We start from the raw sequence: 18,080 nt of genomic DNA, 5'->3' as shown, positions 1-18,080 counted from the left end.
TCGCCTTCACTCTTGCCCCTGAACTCGATGTAGCCTTCTTCCTCTTCGTCGATGAACTCCTGATCCCAGGCACTCATCGAGACGATCCGCCAGCGCCCAGTGAATGGCGATTTCGTTGCCATGAGATGCCCTCAAATTTCTGCTGACGGGATCAGTCACCTGCGCGACTCTACGCACTTCGCTTCAGGATGGAGTTTCATCAGTTCACGAAGGTAAATCACTGCGGACACTCCATACCGAGGGTCAGCGCGAGCAACTAGTTTGAGTCCGTTGAGGTGAATTTGCAAAGGTGAGCGCAGTTCGCCCGGTAGTGTTGCTGAACGGAGGGGCGAATCTGTGGAGGCTTGATTTTAAGTCTTTGCCCTGGGCTGATCTCTGGTGGCCTTTCAGGCCAAGGAGGATGGTCCATTGTCCTCACGAGAGGCTTATTCCAAACGTCTGGATGTTTGGGCTCGTCGGTTTGCTGTCGGTGGTTGAGACTACACGCATTCCAAATCTTGCGTGGAATGGTGACGAGACCAGAGCAAGGGGATTCTCAATTGAAGAGCTTTTTCGGTCCGCGAGTAGGGGGCGAAGCCCAGCGAGGCTTGGTTTGTCTGGCGGACGCTGCCAAGTGTGGGGCACTCAGGGAGACGATTCGGGGTGCTGCCGGGGGGACTGGCCAGGCTGGCCAGCCCTTGGCCAGTCGGTGGCCAGTCCCATGTGTCATCGAGATCACGAGTTACGTATTTTTGAGGGACTGGCCCGGCTGGCCACGTGATTTTCGCTGAGGGCCTTTCCGTTCGGGCCGCTTCACGCCTTGATGCCTCGTCACGCGCGAAGCGGCAGAGACGTTGATGTGCGGTGCCTTGCGGCACACAGCGACATTCTGAGAGCCGCTGACGGACTCAAGGAATTCACCGTTATTTGACAATTGGAAACAAGAATACGTCGTGCTGCCTGCGGGTCTTCACGTGGAACCGGCGTCCCGCCGGTTTCTGGGATTTGGCAGGTTTCGCTGGCAGGCGGGTGTGGCAGAATGAGGGGGCTGCGTGAATGCAGAACCTGAATCCAGTACGACTTGATCTATGACTTGATCAAGGGTCGTTTGAAATTTGAACCGGCAGGATGCCGGTTCCACATTGGCAGTACCGGTGCGTTCGCTGGGAACGCACCGGCATGCTCCGTTTGAGATTTCTTACTTGCGGGACCTGGGAGTCGATCAGGCTTCCAGCTTGCCACGGAAGTAGGCGGCACCGGCGAGCAGGGCTTCGTCGATCTTCGCAGGATCTTTTCCGCCTGCTTCTGCCATCTCGGGTCGACCGCCACCGCCGCCGCCACAAATCTTTGCGGCGGTTTTGACGCAGTCGGACGCGGACGCTCCCTTCGAAACCAGCACGTCTTTGCTGACCGACGCGATGAAGGCCACCTTGTCCTCGACCACCAGGCCCAGCAGGATCGCCACCGAAGGAGCCTTCTCCCGGATTCGGTCGATAAAATCCTTCAGCGATTCACGTGGACAACCCGCGGCATTGTGGACGATCAACTTCACTCCGTTAATCGTTTCGGCCTTGGCCACCAATTGCTCGGCGGCGTCCGCCAGCGACGCGACCGTGTGCTTGGAAAGCTCTTTCCGTGCCTCGCGCAGTTCGGCCTGCAGCGACTCAATCTTGCGGGACAGCTCTTCCGGCTGTGACTTCAGCAGGGCAGAGGCCTCTTTGACCAGTTCTTCCGTTGCACGAATCCGTGACAGCGCTTTCGGGCCGGTGTAACAGGTGATGCGGCGAACGCCAGCCGCGACCAGTTCATCGCGGACGACACGGCACAGCCCCACTTGTCCGGTGTTCTTCAGGTGAGTTCCCCCGCACAGTTCGCGACTGAATTCCCCCATGCTGACGACGCGGACGTTATCGGGATACTTTTCCCCGAACAGCGCCATCGCCCCCAGAGCCCGTGCATCCGCAATCGGCATCAAGCGGGTCGAGACAGGGGCTCCCTCGGCGATGCGACCGTTGATCTCGTCTTCGATGTGGATCAGTTCCTCATGCGTCAGGCCCTTGGAATGCGCGAAGTCAAACCGCAGTTCGTCCTGCTGCACCTTGGAGCCTCGCTGGGTTGCGTTGTCCCCCAGATATTTCCGCAAGGCATGATGCAGGATATGCGTGGCCGAGTGAGCTCGCAGAATCCCGGCGCGTCGACTGGCATCGACTTCGGCGTGAACCTTCGCTCCAACGGCCATCTTCCCCGATTTCAACGCCCCGATATGGACGAGAAGTTCGCCATCACGCTGGGTGTCCTGGACTTCGAATGTCACTCCGTCACCGAAGATCTTGCCGGTGTCCCCGACCTGTCCCCCCGCTTCACCGTAGAAAGGGGACTGATTCAGGACCACGGCAATCTGCACGCCGGTTTTGTCGAACGCGGTCGCGAGTTGCCCATCGGCAATGATCCCCAGCACTTCGGCGTCCGCCGTAGTGGTCTCGTAACCCAGGAACTGCGTTCCACCCGATTTTCGCAGTGCGTCGAGCGGCCCTGCGGACATGACCGAGTTGGCGAAAGCTCCCCGGCCGCTGGTCTGCTTGTGCTGTTCCTTGCATTCCGCGAAACGGGTCATGTCGACCGTCAGGCCTTCGTTGGCGGCCAGTGACTCGGTCAGCTCGATCAGGAAGCCGTCGGTCTGATGCAGGTCGAATGCGGCATCACCCGAGATGACGAGTGATCCTTCCTTCTTGGCATGTGCGACCAGTTTCTGGAATCGGCCAATCCCGGTTTCGACGACGCGCAGGAACTGCTTTTCTTCTTCGCGAATCGCATTCTGCACCGCTTCGACCGTCTGGCCAAACTCGGGGTAGGGGACCTTCATCATGTCTGCCACCACCGGAACCAGTTGCGACATGAACGGTTCCTGTTTTCCCAGCAGGAAGCCTTCCATTGAAGCACGGCGGAGCAGCAACCGGACAATGTAGTTCTCTTTTTCGGGACCGGGGCCGCAGCCTTCGTGCAGTGCGAACGAGCAGGCTCGGACGTGGTCGGCGATTCGCCGGAGTGCCCGGCCTTCCGGAGCGCCGTACTCGTACTTCACCCCCACGATTTCACCGGCCGCCTGACAGATCGGCTTCAGGATGTCGATTTCAAAGTTGCTGAGTACCCCCTGCAGCGTCGATGCACAACGCTCCAGTCCCATCCCGGTATCGATGTTCTTCTTGGGGAGCGGTTGCAGGTTGTTCGGTGGCGCACCGACCCGGTTGAACTGGGTGAAGACGAGATTCCAGATTTCGACGGGCTTCGTGGAACCGGGTGGCAGGTAATAGATTTCGCTGCACGGTCCACAAACTCCATCGGGGCCCTGAGAAGGAGATGACGCGGGCCAGAAGTTTTCCCCTTCGTCTTCGCGCGAGATCCGGTTCGCGGGGAGTTTAATCTCCTTGTTCCAGATATCGAACGCTTCCTGATCGTCGAGGTAGACGGTGACCGTCAGGCGGGTGGGATCCAGCCCGAGCCACGATTTCGTGGTCAAAAATTCCCAGGCCCAGTGGATCGCTTCGCGTTTGAAGTAGTCACCGAACGAAAAATTCCCCAGCATTTCGAAGAACGTGTGGTGGTAGGCGGTGACACCGACGTTACCGATGTCCCCGGTGCGGAGACACTTCTGTGACGTCGTGGCCCGGGTGAAATCAATCGGGCCGATCCCCAGAAACTGATTTTTGAACTGGTTCATTCCGGCCGGTGTGAACAGCACGGTCGGATCATCTTTGGGAACCAGCACATCGGTTGGACGACGTACGCACCCTTTGGATTCGAAGAACGAAAGGTACTTTTCGCGAAGTTCATCTGTTTTCATAGAAATTCCGTCCGTCGTCCCTGACTCCGACCTGGTGGAAACACCTGGCCGGCCAATTTGGTAATGTTTTTCGTACTTTCCGGGAAATCAAGCTGATGTTCAACAGCAAAGAGACCACCGCGTTTGGAGCGCAGGGACTGGGTGAAAAAGATAGCACAAGCCGGGAATTCCAGCGACTCTTCGGGGGGGTAATGGCTCGGGACCGCAAAACCAGCCTTCGGCACCCCTTCTCAAAGTTCCCTTGGTGACAATTCGATCCCGCGACGTTTCCTGCGGTTCGTTCACGACGAAACCGCTGATCGATGTGAGGGGCATCATCCCCATGACGCCGGACGGACCATCCATCGACTCGACACGCCGGTCTTAAATCAGCATGATCAAACGACACCCGTTGACACCCAAACAGGCGACCTTAGGAGATTTCATGCGCGCTTTCCTGCTGACTCTGGCTTTCGTGCTGGCCCCGTTTGCATCCTACGCTCACGACACGTGGGTGGAAACGAATTCGGCGCTGGTCCGCCAGGGGGACGTGGTCTTCGTCGACTTGAAGCTGGGTAACCACGGCAATGACCACCGCGACTTCAAACTGGCCAGCAAAATCTCGCTGGCGCCTGTGCAACTCTCGGTGATTGGTCCGGATGGGAGTTCGGTCGATCTGAAGCCGGGAATCATCGACAACGGCTTCGGCCCCAAGGAAGGTTACTGGTCCAACCGTTTCGTGACGAAAGCAGCGGGACTGCACGTCGTCTCGCACACACTCGAAACGCTGCATGGAACGACAAGAACCATCAAGAGCGGCAAGGCGTATTTCGTGACCAGCCCGAAACTCGACGAGGTTTCCTCGAACAGCGTCAACTTTGACAAGCCGCTGGGACACGCCATGGAACTTGTTCCGTTAACGGATCCCGTCACGGGACTTGCACCGGACACCCCCATTCGGGTGCGGCTCATTTACCAGTCAAAGCCGTTGCCGGGTGCTCGTGTCAGCTTTATCCCGCGCGGAACGACACTCGCCGAAGGGTTTGACAAGGATTACGAGGCAACCACGGACGCCGAAGGGACTGCTTCCTTCACACCCAAAGAAGGGAATGTCGTTCTGGTCGTCGTCCATCACCCGGTCGCGGATCAGAAGGGGACCGGCTACGACAAGACGCAATACTCGGCAACCTTGACCCTCTCGGTCCCTCAGCAAAGTCGACTAAGGGGTAGCGACGTTAAATTGCAGTAACCAAGAGGAGATCAAGACGTTTTCTGTGTTGTGCCACGTCAAGTTCCGTGCGACGCAGAAACAATCAATCACTCAGGTTCGCCGTCGTCATTGTCCTCCGCCAGGTGAAACGAGTGCAGGAACCGGTGGTAAATCGGCGTGAGCAGAATTGCCAGCAGCGTGAGAAAAATGATGCCACTGAACAGGCAATAGCCCGTGGCGAACAGTTTTCCCGAGACAGTTGATAACGGGTCGACGGGTCCCATCCCCGTCAGGATTATCGCCGCGTTCAGCAAAGCGTCGACCCAGTCCAGCTCACCGAAGTAGTGGTAACCGATCGCCCCGACCAGCAGCGAAAACGCCGTGACCGCGAGTGCTAAACTCGCGCTGAGCAGCACACGTCGCAGAAAAACCCAGCGCGACGCCAAAGCGTCCGACCTGTTCTCGAACATCGATCGATCCCGGTAGCAAGTCAGGATTTCGCACTGCGGCCTCTACGCAATCTTGTGGAGAACCAGGCCGCAGCCATAGAATCCTGCTGATATGTTGAAGAGTACTGAACAAACCTCAGGTTGCGTGTGGTTATGCGATGGTCCACCTCGTTCGTCGTCACTGCGGGCATTTTTATTCTCTTCAGTCAGCAAACGCGGAATCTGGTTGCGACCGAGCGAACGATCTCGATCAGCCCGCCGGCCGTTGTGCTTGACCGGCCCGAGTCCTCCGAGCAGATCCTCATCACCGAATGGGTCGGCACACAGCAGTTCGATCGCACGCGCGAGGTTCAGTACAGTGTATCGGACCCGGCAATCATTGAAATTCGCGCCGGCGGACTCGTCCATCCCCGAGGGGAAGGCACGACGCAACTGATCATCACCCGAGGAACAGACCGCCTGACAGTTCCGGTGACAGTGTCAGGACTCAACGATCCCCAACCTGTTTCGTTCCCCTATGAAATTCAGCCCCTGCTGACGAAAGCGCGATGTAACTCGGGCGGATGCCACGGCAAAGCCGAAGGTCAGAACGGTTTCAAGCTGAGCCTGCTCGGGTTTGATAACGAGTCTGATTTCGACGCGCTGGTGAAAGAGTCGGGCGGCCGACGATTGGATTTCGCCCGGCCCCAGACGAGTCTGATTCTGCAGAAGGGGACCGCTCGCATGCCCCATGGCGGGGGAGCCAAAATTGATCGTTCCGGTCCGGGATACAACCTGATGCTGCGCTGGATTCGGGAAGGAGCCCCGTTTAATTCGCCGACCATTCTCCCCACCGTACGGATCGAGATCGAGCCGGCTGAACTGATCATGGACCCAAAGTCCTCTCAGCAAATCAAGGTGACGGCAATCGACGCGGAAGGGAAACGCCAGTGTGTCACGACGGCTGCGGAGTTCATCTCGAACGCCGCTTCACTGGTCGAGACGACCTCCAGCGGACTGATACACTCCCGTGAAATCCCCGGGGAAGCGGCGATTCTGGTCCGATATCTGGATCAGGTGGCGGTTTGTCGCGTGACGCTCCCCCGTCCGCATCCGGAAACGATTCGGCCGCATGAGAGCAACTTCATTGATCGACACGTTGGCGACAAGCTGGTTCGACTGGGAATTCCGGCGAGTCCCCCCGCAGACGACTCCACGTTTCTCCGTCGGGTTTTCCTCGACACGATCGGGACACTTCCGACCAGCGCTGAGGCCCGTGCGTTTCTGTCAGACAACCATCCCGAGAGGAGAATTCGGATCATTGACTCGCTGCTGACGCGTCCCGAATATGCCGAATTCTGGGCGATGAAGTGGTCTGACATTTTGCGAGCGGACAAGATCAAGATCACGCCACAGGGAACCGTGGGGGTGACCCGCTGGCTGCGAAAATGCTTCGCCGAGAACCTGCCCTATGACGAATTCGCCCGACAGATTCTGACGTCGCAGGGATCGATTCAGCAAGAGGGCCCCGCCGCCTTCTTTAAGTCCCTCGAGACTCCCGAAGCGACGGCCCGATCGGTCAGCCAGTTGTTCCTGGGTGTTCGGATCGAGTGTGCGCAGTGTCATCATCACCCGAGTGAGAAATGGAGTCAGGACGATTACGCGGGCCTGGTGGGCTTTTTCACGGGAGTCGCGTTCAAAAAATTGCCGAACGGAACGGAGTCGGTCATTTCTCGAAAAGGGAACGACTACAATCACCCGCGCACGGGACTTCCTGTGGCGACACGAGGACTCGGTGCACCTCCCGCCGACTTGAGTGCCGTTGCCGACCGACGTCAGGCGTTTGCTGCCTGGATAACCGACGTGGAGAATCCCTTCTTTACACGGGCGATTGTCAATCGCCTCTGGGCTCACTATCTGGGACGAGGCCTGGTGGAACCGATTGACGATCTGCGGGCCACGAACCCTTCGACCAATGAACCCCTGATGGATCATCTGGTGACGCATTTGAAGGAACTGCGTTACGACCTGAAGGCATTCACGAAAACCATTCTCAGCTCGCAAACTTACCAACTCGCTTCCGCCACGAAGGAAGGGAATCGCGACGATTTTCAGCATTACTCCCACGCGTTAACCAAGACGATGCCAGCCGAGGTCTTACTCGATGCGGTCTGTCAGGTGACGCTGGTCCCCGAAAAGTTCAACGGCTGGCCCGAGGGTTACCGCGCGATCCAGGTATGGGACAATCGCATGCCGTCGTACTTTTTCCGCATCTTCGGGCGGCCTGTGAGGGCCAGTGTCTGCGAGTGTGAACGGAGTAACGAACCAAGCATTTCGCAGGCACTGCATCTTTTGAACTCACCTGAAATTCACGAAAAGATCACCCACCCACACGGCCGGGCCCGGCAACTGGCCGAATCTTCGCTCGCCAATGCGGAACTGCTCGAAGAACTATTTCTCTGCACACTGACCCGCTTTCCCTCGGAATCAGAAAAAGACCTGCTGCTGCCGGAGCTGGAGACAGCACAAGCGGATCGACGCGCGGTTGTCGAAGACATCTTCTGGTCGATCCTGAACACCAAAGAATTCCTCTTCAATAACGAATAGAGACCAGACACACATTGAACTGTTCGATGGCTTCGGGATTTCGATGATCCGGGCCATGAAGGAGTATCCATGCTTGAAATTCCCTTCGGACCGTATGCCAGCCGTCGTTGCGACGGCATCTCACGGCGGCACATGTTCCGCGTTGGGTCAACCGGTCTGTTCGGGGGACTGAGCCTGCCGCAACTGTTACGCGCCAACGACGCGGTACCAGGTCCAGAGGCGTCAACTCGCACCCGGGCGAAAGCCACCTCGTGCATCTTCATCTTTCTGGAAGGCGGCCCACCTCAACAGGATATGTGGGATCCCAAGCCCGAAGCTCCTGCGGAAATTCGAGGTGCGTTCCAGACGATTGCGACAAAGACCCCGGGCGTCTTCTTTTCCGAGCACTGCCGGAAATCGGCAGAGATCACGGATAAATTCACCGTCGTCCGTAGTCACTCCCATACCGATAACGGGCACAGCACCGGGTATTACTACCTGATGACGGGACACAAGCCGACGTTCCCCGACGGTGAGCATCCGATTCCCACCAATACCGTATTTCCCTCATTGGGATCTTACGTCAGTAAGGAACTGGGGTCGAATGGAAAGGTGCCAGCATACGTCAATCTGCCTCACCCGATGTCTGCCGGGGGATCGGGATTCCTGGGTGCGGAATTTTCACCGTTCGTGATCGAAGCCGACCCGAGTGAGCCCGATTTTGAAGTGAAGGATCTGGGTCGCGTCCAAGGACTTTCCGACAGCCGTGTCGCACTGCGACAGCGGTTATTGTCAGGATTGGAACAAGGTCGGCAGCGCATCGGTCGAGCCGCTGCCATGTCCACCTACTACGCCAAGGCGAATACGCTGATGAATTCCCCCGAAGCGCGGAAGGCGTTTCAAATTCAAGCCGAACCCGTCACTGTCCGCGAAAACTATGGAATGACGCAGATTGGCCAGTGTGCGCTGCTGGCACGTCGAATGGTGGAAGCAGGCTGCCGTTTTGTCGGATTGGATGCACCGGGCTGGGATGTGCATTTCAACTGCTTCCCGAGTCTGGCCAACGACCTGATTCCGCCGGCAGATCGTGCGTTCGCCGCGCTGATCAATGATCTGGAAGAGAGAGGACTGCTGGATAGCACCTTGGTCGTCATGATGGGAGAAATGGGACGAACACCACGCGTCAACGCGCAGGCGGGCCGTGACCACTGGTCGATGGCCCAATCGATTATCTTCGCGGGCGGGGGAGTGAAACCCGGTCAGATCATCGGAGCGACCGACGCGCAGGCAGCGGCTCCGCTCTCGGATCCCGTCAGCGTCGCAGATGTGCTCCGCACGATTCATACGCTGCTGGGGATCGACTCCACCAAAGAATATCCCGATCCGCTGGGGCGTCCGGTTCCCATCGTGAACGGGGGAAACGTGATTCCTGGTCTAATCGCCTGATCCCACACCGACGACGATTCCTGTTTCTCTCGTTGTCCGTCGCTGCCTGTTGCTGACTTCCTTTTCGAGTCTGTCATGAACACCCTTCGCTGGATCGCACTGACGCTTACCATCGGGTTAGGCCCCTTCGGTGCTGTAGCCGTTGCGCAGCTCGCACCGGAAATCGGTTACGTTCACCCGGCGGGTGGTCAGGTCGGCTCCACCGTCGACGTGGTGCTGGGAGGTTACGACTGGACTCCGGACATGCAGCTTTTCGTGCATGACTCGCGCGTGCAGATTGAACTGTTGGGGCCCCCGTCACCGGTCCTGATCACCGAGCCACCTTACTGGTTCGGTGCCAAAGCCCGTGGCTACGCCTGGCCACTTCCCCGAGAATTTCGTGCTCGGCTAACCATTCCGGCCGATGTCGAACCGGGATTCGTACGCTGGCAGGTGGCCAATGCAAACGGGGTCTCGCCTACGGGAGTTCTTCACCTGACCCGAACGCCGGAAGTGATCGAAGCCCCTCGCCGTACCACTGCGCTGGAACTTCCCGATCTGCCGGTCATCGTTTCGGGACAGATCCGGCGCATCGAAGAGATCGACCACTACATCATTCGTCCCCGGCACAACGGAATGGTGACGGTGGAATTACTGGCTCATGCACTGACCTCACCAACGAACCCAATGTCTCTTCACGGTGTGCTTCAGGTCCATGATGAGCAGGACCAGAAAGTCGCCGACTGCACGGCCTCTGAAGGGAATGACCTCACGACAAGCTTTCGGGTTGAAGCGGGCAGGGAATATCGGATCAGTCTGCACGACCTCGATTTCGCCGGGGATCGGTCATACGTCTACCGTCTGCTGATTCATCCCGGTCCTCGAGTGATGGCGGCCTATCCTGCCGGGGGAAAGCGAGGCGAACGACGGATGGTCGAGTTTGTTGGCCGGGGAATTGAGACGGGCGCAGATGCGCTGGAAGCCGTGACCCGGGAAATCACTTTTCCCCCTGGCGAAGCGAACAGCTCCTTCGAGTATGTCCTTGAGACTCCACAGGGCCCTTCGCGCCCCTACCAGTTTTTCCTCTCGGATTACCCTGAGCACGTCGGCGTGCAGACCATTTCCGAACTACCCGCAGCCGTGACCGGACGACTGGACAAACCATTCCAGACCGACCGGTACTCGGTCACCATGAAGCAGGGGGAGGTCTGGCAGATCAACGCCAGATCGCAGACCAGCGGTCCGGCACTCGATCTGGATCTGACAATCATCAGTCCTGATGGCACGGAGGTCGCGAGCATTGATGATGTTCCCGGATCAACCGATCCGGAACTCCTCTTCACAGCACCAGCAGACGGAGTGTACCGAGTCGACATCTCGGATCGCTCTTCGCATAGTGGTCATCAAGCCGCTGCGTACCGCATCAGCTTTGAGCGACCGGAGGAAGGTTTCTCCCTGAAACTCCCCGAATCGCTCAGTATTCCCCTGGGAACGACGGTCAAACTCCCTGTCGCAGTGACTCGCCGGGGAAGTTATCAAGGGCCCGTTCCGCTGCAGATCGAAGGTCTTCCCAGTGGTGTCACGACCGCGTCGAACCTCGTCATCCCGGAAATGCTGAATGAACTCGTTGTTGAACTTGTTTGTGCCCCCGACGTCGCTGTCTCGGCAAGTCTGGCTCGTATCACGGCACAAGCAGCGGGACGCGATGCCAAGCCATTGACGAGCACAAAGTCGCTGGTGATGGCCATCACCATGCAGCCACGCATTAAGATCACACCGGAAGGGCTCGACGATGTCAGCAAGGTTCGCCGTGGCAGCACGCACCTGTTCCCCCTGAACATCCAGCGAACAGAGGGGTTCGATGGGGAAATCACTCTGGAAATGACGGCGAAACAACAGCGTCATCGACAAGGTCTGGCGAGCGACGAAATGATCGTCCCCAGTTCGGTCACGCGTGTGGAGTATCCGATTTTCGTCCCGGAGTGGATGGAGACAACGAAGACCAGCCGCATGATTCTCAACGGCGCGATCCGCGTTCCCGACCCACAGGGAAACATTCGAACGCTACTTCAACGCATGGAACTGCGGCTTGGGATTCTGCCCGAAGGGGCCATTCTGAAGTTGGGATCCAAACCGGCAGAGTATTCCGTCCCGATCGGTGGGCAACTCTCGATTCCATTGACGGTCTCCTGCCTCCCCGAATTTCGCGAGCCGATTCGAATCGAACTGGTTCCGCAAGAATTCCAACAGGGCCTGGTCTCTGCGGACAGCATCACACTTCGACAAGGTGAAAGTAGTGCATCACTGACCGTATCGGTGGCCGACGATCCGGGTCTGATCGGACCGCAGGACCTCGTATTTCGAGCAACCGCGTATCAGGAGGGCAAATGGCTGGTGAAGTCAGAGACAACAGTCCCGATCGAAGTCACCCCCAAAGCTCCCGCGACAGCAACGACTGCGCGATGAGTCGGAACCGGGTCCGTGCAAGAACGACGCTGCTACCCATCACAGTTCAGGATGAAAGCCCCCTTACAAACGACGTTACTAACAGCGACTCTCGCAACAAAGTTTATGGAATGTGTTTCTTTTCCAGACTCGGTTCAGGGACGCGAGACAAAGGTCGATGATATACTCTCGCCATGAAAATCCTGCTGTCTCGACTCGGTCTTGATTTGAGTGAACGCCGGCTTCAGCCCGAATGGATGGACCAGCCGGGCCTGGATGCTGATTTTCATCGAACGGCGCTACTGGCTCTGGGGCGTATCAATGCGATGACTTCTGTCCATCGCTCGTTCTGGCCTGTCATCCGCCGAATGGCTGCTGAGGATCCGACACGTGAACTGCGGGTCCTTGATGTTGCCTGCGGAGGAGGCGATCTCGCCGTAAGGCTCGCCCTTTGTGCTCGTCGCGAAAACCTGCGGGTGACTGTCGATGGCTGCGACATCAGTCCAACGGCAATCGGGCTGGCTCAGGAAAGAGCCAGAACGGCAGGAGTGAATTGCCACTTCTTTCAATTCGACGTGCAACGGGGGGTATGGCCAACGGACTATGACGTCATCGGCACATCTTTGTTCCTCCATCATCTCACCAATGACGATGCCGTTCGTCTCTTAAGGACCCTGGCTACCGCGACGAAACGAGGTGTTATCGTGCACGATCTGGTCCGAGGTTACTACGGGTACCTGATGGCGCGCTATGCGGTGTGGCTGGTGACGTTCTCACCGATTGTTCATTCTGATGGTCCTGATTCGGTCGAAGGTGCGTTTACCGCAAATGAACTGCAGGACATGGCTGAGCGCGCGGGACTGCACGGCGCCACAATCAGTCGCAGCTGGCCCGCCCGCATGCAGCTCGAATGGAAAAAGCCTTGACGCCGCTGGAGCCATTCACAGCGAGCGACATACAGCAGAAGCTCTGGGATGTCTTGGTCATCGGTGCGGGAGTGGCCGGATCCGTGGCAGCACTGCAGGCGGCCCGCCTGGGAATGCAAGTTCTGCTGATCGACAAACGTCGTTTTCCGCGGCGTAAGGTATGTGGTGCCTGCCTCAATAATTTGGCACTGGATGTGTTCCGTCAGCTTGGTCTCACCAAGTTAGTCCAGGGCCTTGGGGGAACGGACATCAATGACTTCTCGTTCCACGTCGGCAGACAGGTACTTCATGTTCCGCTGCCGGGCGGAATCGCGGTTTCCCGTGAGACTCTGGACGACGCGCTGGTGAAGGAGGCGATCTCTGCGGGGGTTTGGTTCCTGCCCGAAAAACTTGCAAAGCTGGGTCCGTTAGTTGGCGATTGCCGCGAGGTCACTATTCAGCAGGAGGGGACTGAAATCAGTGTCAGGGGACGGTGTGTCATTGTGGCTTCGGGTCTGGAATCAGTCGGTCCCGCGGAATCAAATGAATGGAAGACTGAGGTTGTCGCGTCGTCCCGAGTTGGAGTAGGCTGCCTGCTCAACGAACCGGAAGATCAGTTTGCTACCGGGACAATCTGGATGGGAGCAGGGGCAGGAGGATACGCCGGGCTGGTCCGTGTCGAAGAAGGACGACTGAATATCGCAGCAGCCCTCGATCGTGATTTCCTGCGTCAACAGGGGTCACCTGCCACAGCGATCAGGGCGATATTGGAACAATCAAAGATGCCGGTCCCTGCGAGCCTCATGGCAGCAGAATGGCAGGGAACCTTGCAATTGACGCGTACCACCAGACCTGTTGCCAGCGATCGTGTCTTCCTCATTGGGGATGCTGCAGGCTACGTTGAACCGTTCACGGGTGAGGGTATGGCATGGGGATTGTTAACGGCACAACAGGTCATGCCCTGGATTCAGCAGGCGGTCGCTCGGGCGGATTGGTCGCCGCAGGTCGGCAAGGGATGGGAGCAGGAGTATCAAACGCTGATTGCACATCGCCAGAATCTGTGCCAGCGGTTTGCCTGGTTTTTACGCTCACCGACGCTGCTTTCCATGTCACTGTTCGTCGCAACGGTATGGCCGGGATTTGCAAAGCTTCTTGTAAACCGCTTGAACGCTGCTCCCAACTTGACTCCTCACGAATAGGCCGAACCCGAGCGGCAGTCCCCGTTCGTCAGCTCAATCGAGAAAGAAACAACAGTCGCCTGCCAGGGTGAGCACCACAAGCGGGAATATCACTTGCGATTCCCTTCGTGACACCAATGGGCTGCTTGTAAGACGGACGCTGATCGGGATTGCGGGACTTATTTGGTGGGGGGTGAATCCTGAACGATGACGATCCGTCCCTTTCGGATTTCTGGAACGATAGAACGGGGGTCTCCATCCAGTCGAATGGTGACGGGTCCCGAAAGGTTTCTCACGGCCGCGTGAAATTCGGCCGGCGTGTGGACCGGTGTCTTGTTTACGTGGGTAATGAAATTCCCGACTTGCAGGCGCGCGGTGTCTCCCGGAGAGTCCGGGTCAACCCTGGTCACCAGAACCCGTCGCATGTCGACCATGGGGTCACGGAGACGGTCGATCCCGGTCGGATAATCAACAGTGATTCCGCGCCACGGCTCATGCCGGGGATTGGTTTCAATGATTCCCTCGTCATCCAGGACCGGCCACTTGCCGAGCTTGACCTTCACGTCGAACCGATTGGGGCGGGTCCCCTCACGCCAGATCGAGACATCGATCTCGGTTCCCGGTGCATAGAGTCCGACCAGCCGAAAGAGGTCCGTCCGGGACAGGACTGGTTGCCCGTTCACGGCGAGGATAACGTCATTAACACTGATTCCGGCGAGTTCGGCAGGCGAGCTATGAGCACACTCGACCACGATCGCGGCAGACTGTTGCGGCATGTCCGTATTCAGCCGTTGAAACTCGTTGCCGTTAATTTCGCCGGGGACAATCCCGATCATGCCGTATTCAACGGCCTGCCCGTCAAGCAGTGTACGAACGATTCGACGGATGTGCTCATCCAGCGGCAAAGCAAATCCGACAGACTGTTCATAGCCTTCAATGGCCGCGAGGGAGGTGCTGATGCCGATCAGTTCACCCTTCAAGTTCAAGACCGGCCCACCACTCAGCCCCAGATTCATGCGAGCATCAAGTTGCATGACCGCACCGAGACGATAGAGCATCGAAACTTTGGCTCGTTCTTCCATGTCAAACAATTGCTGGCGACCAAACGATATCGGTTGCCGTGTCAGATTGCTGACCATTCCCCAACTGACGCTCGGCGAACCATCGCGAGCGATGGCATAGGGATTACCGAGCAGAATGACGAACTGACCTTTACGGGGCGGGGGAGCCAACTCCCAGTTCAGGCTTTTGAAATCCTCGGGATTGATATTCGCCCCTTCCCAGTCAAGTCGCAGAACGGCCAGGTCACTGCGAGGATCTGCGGCAATGATTGCCGCGCGACACGACCGACGGTCTGCGAAATTGACCAGCAATTCTGTTTTGTCCGCCGCTTTGACATTGGGGTACACCGGGCCACCCCGGACAACGTGAAAGTTCGTCAGGACCAGTCGCTCGTCCGATTCCGTGGGACTCACGATACAGCCCGCACCAAAGTCATTTGGTCGCACGTCAACGTCACGCAATTCCCGCTGAACGCGCGGCAGGGGAAAGATCCTCTGGTCTTCCGCCGCCGCTTCAAACGGAGCGGGCTTGAATCGGGCGATGCTGACGACCGAACGTTCCCATTGCTCGACCACCTTGATGATCGAATCTTCCAACGCGACTGCCGGGTCCTGGGCGTGAAGGGACGTTGAGGAAATCACGACGCAGAGGATCAGGGCGAGACCAGACCGCAAGCGGGAACGAGGGCTGTTCGAAACGTTGATTTCCTGACGCATCATCATCCGCTTCGCTCACTGGAGAAGAGGCATGGGGACGGAATGTCCATCCGAGACGACAGTGGCCATCGTGCACTCCGCAGATCTTGCCAGCCAGTCTCGTTGTCCTGGCTGTGCAGGTTGAACATATCCAGCGTTTGGCCGGGCCGAGCGACGACGAGTCTTCCTTCCCCACCGTTTGCGAAGCGGGGATTGATTCTGTTCGGTGTTGCAATCAAGTCCTGGTCTGACATTGGAGTTGAACGCCTCAAGAAGCAGGAGGAAGAGCCCGTCGCCGTCTCATGTTCGATCTCGATCAGTCCTCGCCCGCTCCTGCCAGCTTCTGGCCACTGGCGTAAAACGCGGCCATGACTTTTTCCCGCAGTTCTGCCGTGACTTCAGGATGCTCTTCCAGGTAAGTCCTTGCCTTGTCACGTCCCTGACCGAGCTTCGTGGCACCGTAGACATACCAGCTTCCACTACGGTCGACGACATTATACACCGCCGCCATATCGAGGACATCACCTTCCAGGCTGATTCCCCGGGTCCCCAGCATGTCGAACTCGGCCACGCGGAATGGAGGAGCCACCTTATTCTTGACGATTTTGACCTTCATGCGGATGCCGATCATGTTGTCGCCATCCTTCAACACTGCCAGCTTGCGGACATCAACTCGGCACGAGCTGTAGAATTTCAGTGCGCGGCCCCCCGGTGTCGTTTCCGGTGAACCGAACATGACGCCGATCTTCTCGCGAATCTGGTTGATGAAGATGACTGTCGTCTTGGCTTTAGAGATACAGCCGGTCAACTTTCGCATCGCCTGACTCATCATGCGTGCCTGCAGACCGACGTGCGAGTCACCGATCTCTCCGTCTAATTCTGCGCGAGGAACCAGAGCGGCGACCGAGTCGACGACGATGATGTCCACCGCATTTGACTTGATCAGCATTTCAGCAATTTGAAGTGCCTCTTCCCCGGAAGAGGGCTGGCTCACCAGCAGTTCTTCCAGATTGACCCCCAACCGCTTGGCCCAGGCGGGATCGAGGGCGTGTTCGGCATCGATAAACGCCGCAACACCACCTTCTTTCTGAGCATTCGCCACGGCGTGCAGTGCGAGAGTCGTCTTGCCGCTCGATTCCGGTCCGTAGACTTCAATAATGCGACCGCGAGGGAATCCCATTCCCCCCAAGGCGAGATCGAGAGATAACGAACCGGTTCCAATTCCAGAAACGGTCATCGACGCGTTGTCAGAGAGCTTCATGATGGAGCCCTTGCCGAACGCTTTCTCAATCTGGCCCAAAGCATTTCCGAGCATCTTCTGTTCATCGGACTCAGAAGGGTCGGAATCGTGATACGATTTGGCCGATTTAGCCTTGGCCATAGCAGACATCCTTGGAGAAATGACCCGGGATTTGAAATCGCCTGTGCGACATTGATCACTCAGAGTAGTCGAAAGTAGGCATTCCTTCCATCATCCGCAAGCCCCCAATTCGCTGCTTTTCCGCATGAAATGCAGGAAATCGTCCACCGTTTGCCTCAGCGGCAACCGGACGTATTTACACTCACGGACAGAGGCGACTCGTCCAGCCCAATTAACCCGGTGCGCAGGGAAAAGGCCACGCGACATCCAAATGCCGGTGGCCTCCATTCACTGAGATCTCATTTAACTGATGAATGCTCGACGATTCGCGTCGCTCTCATCCTGAACTCAGTCGATCGGCTTGCGGGTGGAGACAGGCGGGGGAGGGAGTTCCAGCAGGGGCTGCGTCGTCGATACGGCCTGTGCGTATTCACGCAGTTGCTCGAACGTGTTCTGGAATTCCGGTCGGACAGTCAACCGCCGATACTCGGGCGAAGAACTGATCTTGGTGAAGTGCGCAATCGCTGTAGAGAGTGAATCCTGCGAAGGATACACGCCCGCTTCTCGCAGCTCTTTCGGAATCGCCAGATAAGGACGCCATTCCGGGCTGAGAATGGCTTGAAGCTGGTCCGAGTTCCGTACGAGCGAGCGTCGCAAGCTTTCGATCAGTCTCGGAGAAACGGTCGCTGGTGCTGGTTCTTCCGTGGGAACGACAGGAGTGGCAGCGGGCGCACCAGGAGCAACGACGATGGGGGGCGGAGTCAGATCTGTCATGAGCTGTCGCAGGTCATTTGCTTCGTTGGGAACGCGCTTCGGCAGAGTCCCTGATGGCGTTCCGTAGTAGAAGGCATGAGCATCGTGATCAATTTCAAGAGCGGATCCGTCGAGTGAAACACCGACGAAAAGTCCCCGGCTGCGCGAGTACGACAGAATTTCGGACCTGAGCGTCGCATCCGTTCCCGCCGCCGCTTCGCGCCCCACCGGCCC

General features: G+C 57.7%; 11 protein-coding genes. 6 read left to right on the top strand and 5 right to left on the bottom strand.

The genetic code is table 11. The annotated features are described in order from the left end of the window. Nucleotides 1-1,201: 1,201 nt before the first annotated feature. Nucleotides 1,202-3,820 (bottom strand): alanine--tRNA ligase, encoded by a 2,619-nt coding sequence (gene alaS, locus VGE80_RS00460; protein WP_440591284.1) that lies wholly within the window; start codon nt 3,818-3,820, stop codon nt 1,202-1,204. Between the two features lie 424 nt (nt 3,821-4,244). Here alaS and VGE80_RS00455 point away from each other — a divergent pair, with 424 nt between their 5' ends. After that, complete coding sequence (locus VGE80_RS00455) at nt 4,245-5,048, top strand: DUF4198 domain-containing protein (protein ID WP_440591283.1); 804 nt, start codon at nt 4,245-4,247, stop codon at nt 5,046-5,048. 68 nt (nt 5,049-5,116) lie between these two features. Here the strand turns inward: VGE80_RS00455 and VGE80_RS00450 are convergent, their stop codons facing one another. After that, the gene (locus VGE80_RS00450; protein WP_440591282.1) at nt 5,117-5,479 is read right to left on the bottom strand and encodes a hypothetical protein; all 363 of its coding nucleotides are present in this window, start codon (nt 5,477-5,479) and stop codon (nt 5,117-5,119) included. 132 nt (nt 5,480-5,611) lie between these two features. On the opposite strand from VGE80_RS00450, the gene VGE80_RS00445 reads away from it, so the two are divergent. From VGE80_RS00445 to VGE80_RS00425, 5 genes are all read left to right on the top strand, one after another. After that, entirely contained in the window at nt 5,612-8,044 is a 2,433-nt protein-coding gene (locus VGE80_RS00445) for a DUF1549 and DUF1553 domain-containing protein (protein ID WP_440591281.1), read from the top strand. A 69-nt stretch (nt 8,045-8,113) separates the two neighbouring features. Next, nucleotides 8,114-9,469, top strand: a complete 1,356-nt coding sequence (locus VGE80_RS00440) for a DUF1501 domain-containing protein (protein ID WP_440591280.1) — start codon at nt 8,114-8,116, stop codon at nt 9,467-9,469. A 75-nt stretch (nt 9,470-9,544) separates the two neighbouring features. Continuing rightward, nucleotides 9,545-11,914, top strand: coding sequence for a PPC domain-containing protein (locus tag VGE80_RS00435; RefSeq protein WP_440591279.1), 2,370 nt, complete (start codon nt 9,545-9,547; stop codon nt 11,912-11,914). 173 nt (nt 11,915-12,087) lie between these two features. Then, nucleotides 12,088-12,819, top strand: coding sequence for a methyltransferase domain-containing protein (locus VGE80_RS00430; RefSeq protein WP_440591278.1), 732 nt, complete (start codon nt 12,088-12,090; stop codon nt 12,817-12,819). Further along, complete coding sequence (locus VGE80_RS00425; protein ID WP_440591277.1) at nt 12,804-13,997, top strand: FAD-dependent oxidoreductase; 1,194 nt, start codon at nt 12,804-12,806, stop codon at nt 13,995-13,997. Before VGE80_RS00430 ends, VGE80_RS00425 begins: the two co-directional genes overlap by 16 nt. A 158-nt stretch (nt 13,998-14,155) precedes the next feature. Here VGE80_RS00425 and VGE80_RS00420 read toward each other — a convergent pair whose 3' ends face one another. The 3 genes from VGE80_RS00420 to VGE80_RS00410 form a co-directional block, all read right to left on the bottom strand. Further along, nucleotides 14,156-15,760: a trypsin-like peptidase domain-containing protein gene (locus tag VGE80_RS00420; protein WP_440591276.1), complete on the bottom strand. Its 1,605-nt coding sequence runs from the start codon at nt 15,758-15,760 to the stop codon at nt 14,156-14,158. Between the two features lie 289 nt (nt 15,761-16,049). Next, nucleotides 16,050-17,114, bottom strand: coding sequence for a recombinase RecA (recA, locus tag VGE80_RS00415; protein WP_440591275.1), 1,065 nt, complete (start codon nt 17,112-17,114; stop codon nt 16,050-16,052). Nucleotides 17,115-17,441: 327 nt separating this feature from the next. After that, on the bottom strand, nt 17,442-18,080 hold a 639-nt coding region (locus VGE80_RS00410), incomplete at its 5' end, for a lipid-binding SYLF domain-containing protein (RefSeq protein WP_440591274.1).

It is taken from the genome of Schlesneria sp. (assembly GCF_036405755.1).
In the GTDB taxonomy this organism is placed as follows: Bacteria; Planctomycetota; Planctomycetia; order Planctomycetales; family Planctomycetaceae; genus Schlesneria; species Schlesneria sphaerica.
Note: the sequence above shows the minus strand (reverse complement) of the source record. Positions and strands in the feature narration are given on the sequence as shown.

What these genes read in the sequence shown, in the direction of transcription:
- recA (WP_440591275.1), bottom strand. Translation starts at nt 17,114, where the DNA reads ATGGCCAAGGCTAAATCGGCCAAATCGTATCACGATTCCGACCCTTCT.
- VGE80_RS00450 (WP_440591282.1), bottom strand. Translation starts at nt 5,479, where the DNA reads ATGTTCGAGAACAGGTCGGACGCTTTGGCGTCGCGCTGGGTTTTTCTG.
- VGE80_RS00445 (WP_440591281.1), top strand. Translation starts at nt 5,612, where the DNA reads ATGCGATGGTCCACCTCGTTCGTCGTCACTGCGGGCATTTTTATTCTC.
- VGE80_RS00440 (WP_440591280.1), top strand. Translation starts at nt 8,114, where the DNA reads ATGCTTGAAATTCCCTTCGGACCGTATGCCAGCCGTCGTTGCGACGGC.
- alaS (WP_440591284.1), bottom strand. Translation starts at nt 3,820, where the DNA reads ATGAAAACAGATGAACTTCGCGAAAAGTACCTTTCGTTCTTCGAATCC.
- VGE80_RS00430 (WP_440591278.1), top strand. Translation starts at nt 12,088, where the DNA reads ATGAAAATCCTGCTGTCTCGACTCGGTCTTGATTTGAGTGAACGCCGG.
- VGE80_RS00435 (WP_440591279.1), top strand. Translation starts at nt 9,545, where the DNA reads ATGAACACCCTTCGCTGGATCGCACTGACGCTTACCATCGGGTTAGGC.
- VGE80_RS00425 (WP_440591277.1), top strand. Translation starts at nt 12,804, where the DNA reads ATGGAAAAAGCCTTGACGCCGCTGGAGCCATTCACAGCGAGCGACATA.
- VGE80_RS00420 (WP_440591276.1), bottom strand. Translation starts at nt 15,760, where the DNA reads ATGATGATGCGTCAGGAAATCAACGTTTCGAACAGCCCTCGTTCCCGC.
- VGE80_RS00455 (WP_440591283.1), top strand. Translation starts at nt 4,245, where the DNA reads ATGCGCGCTTTCCTGCTGACTCTGGCTTTCGTGCTGGCCCCGTTTGCA.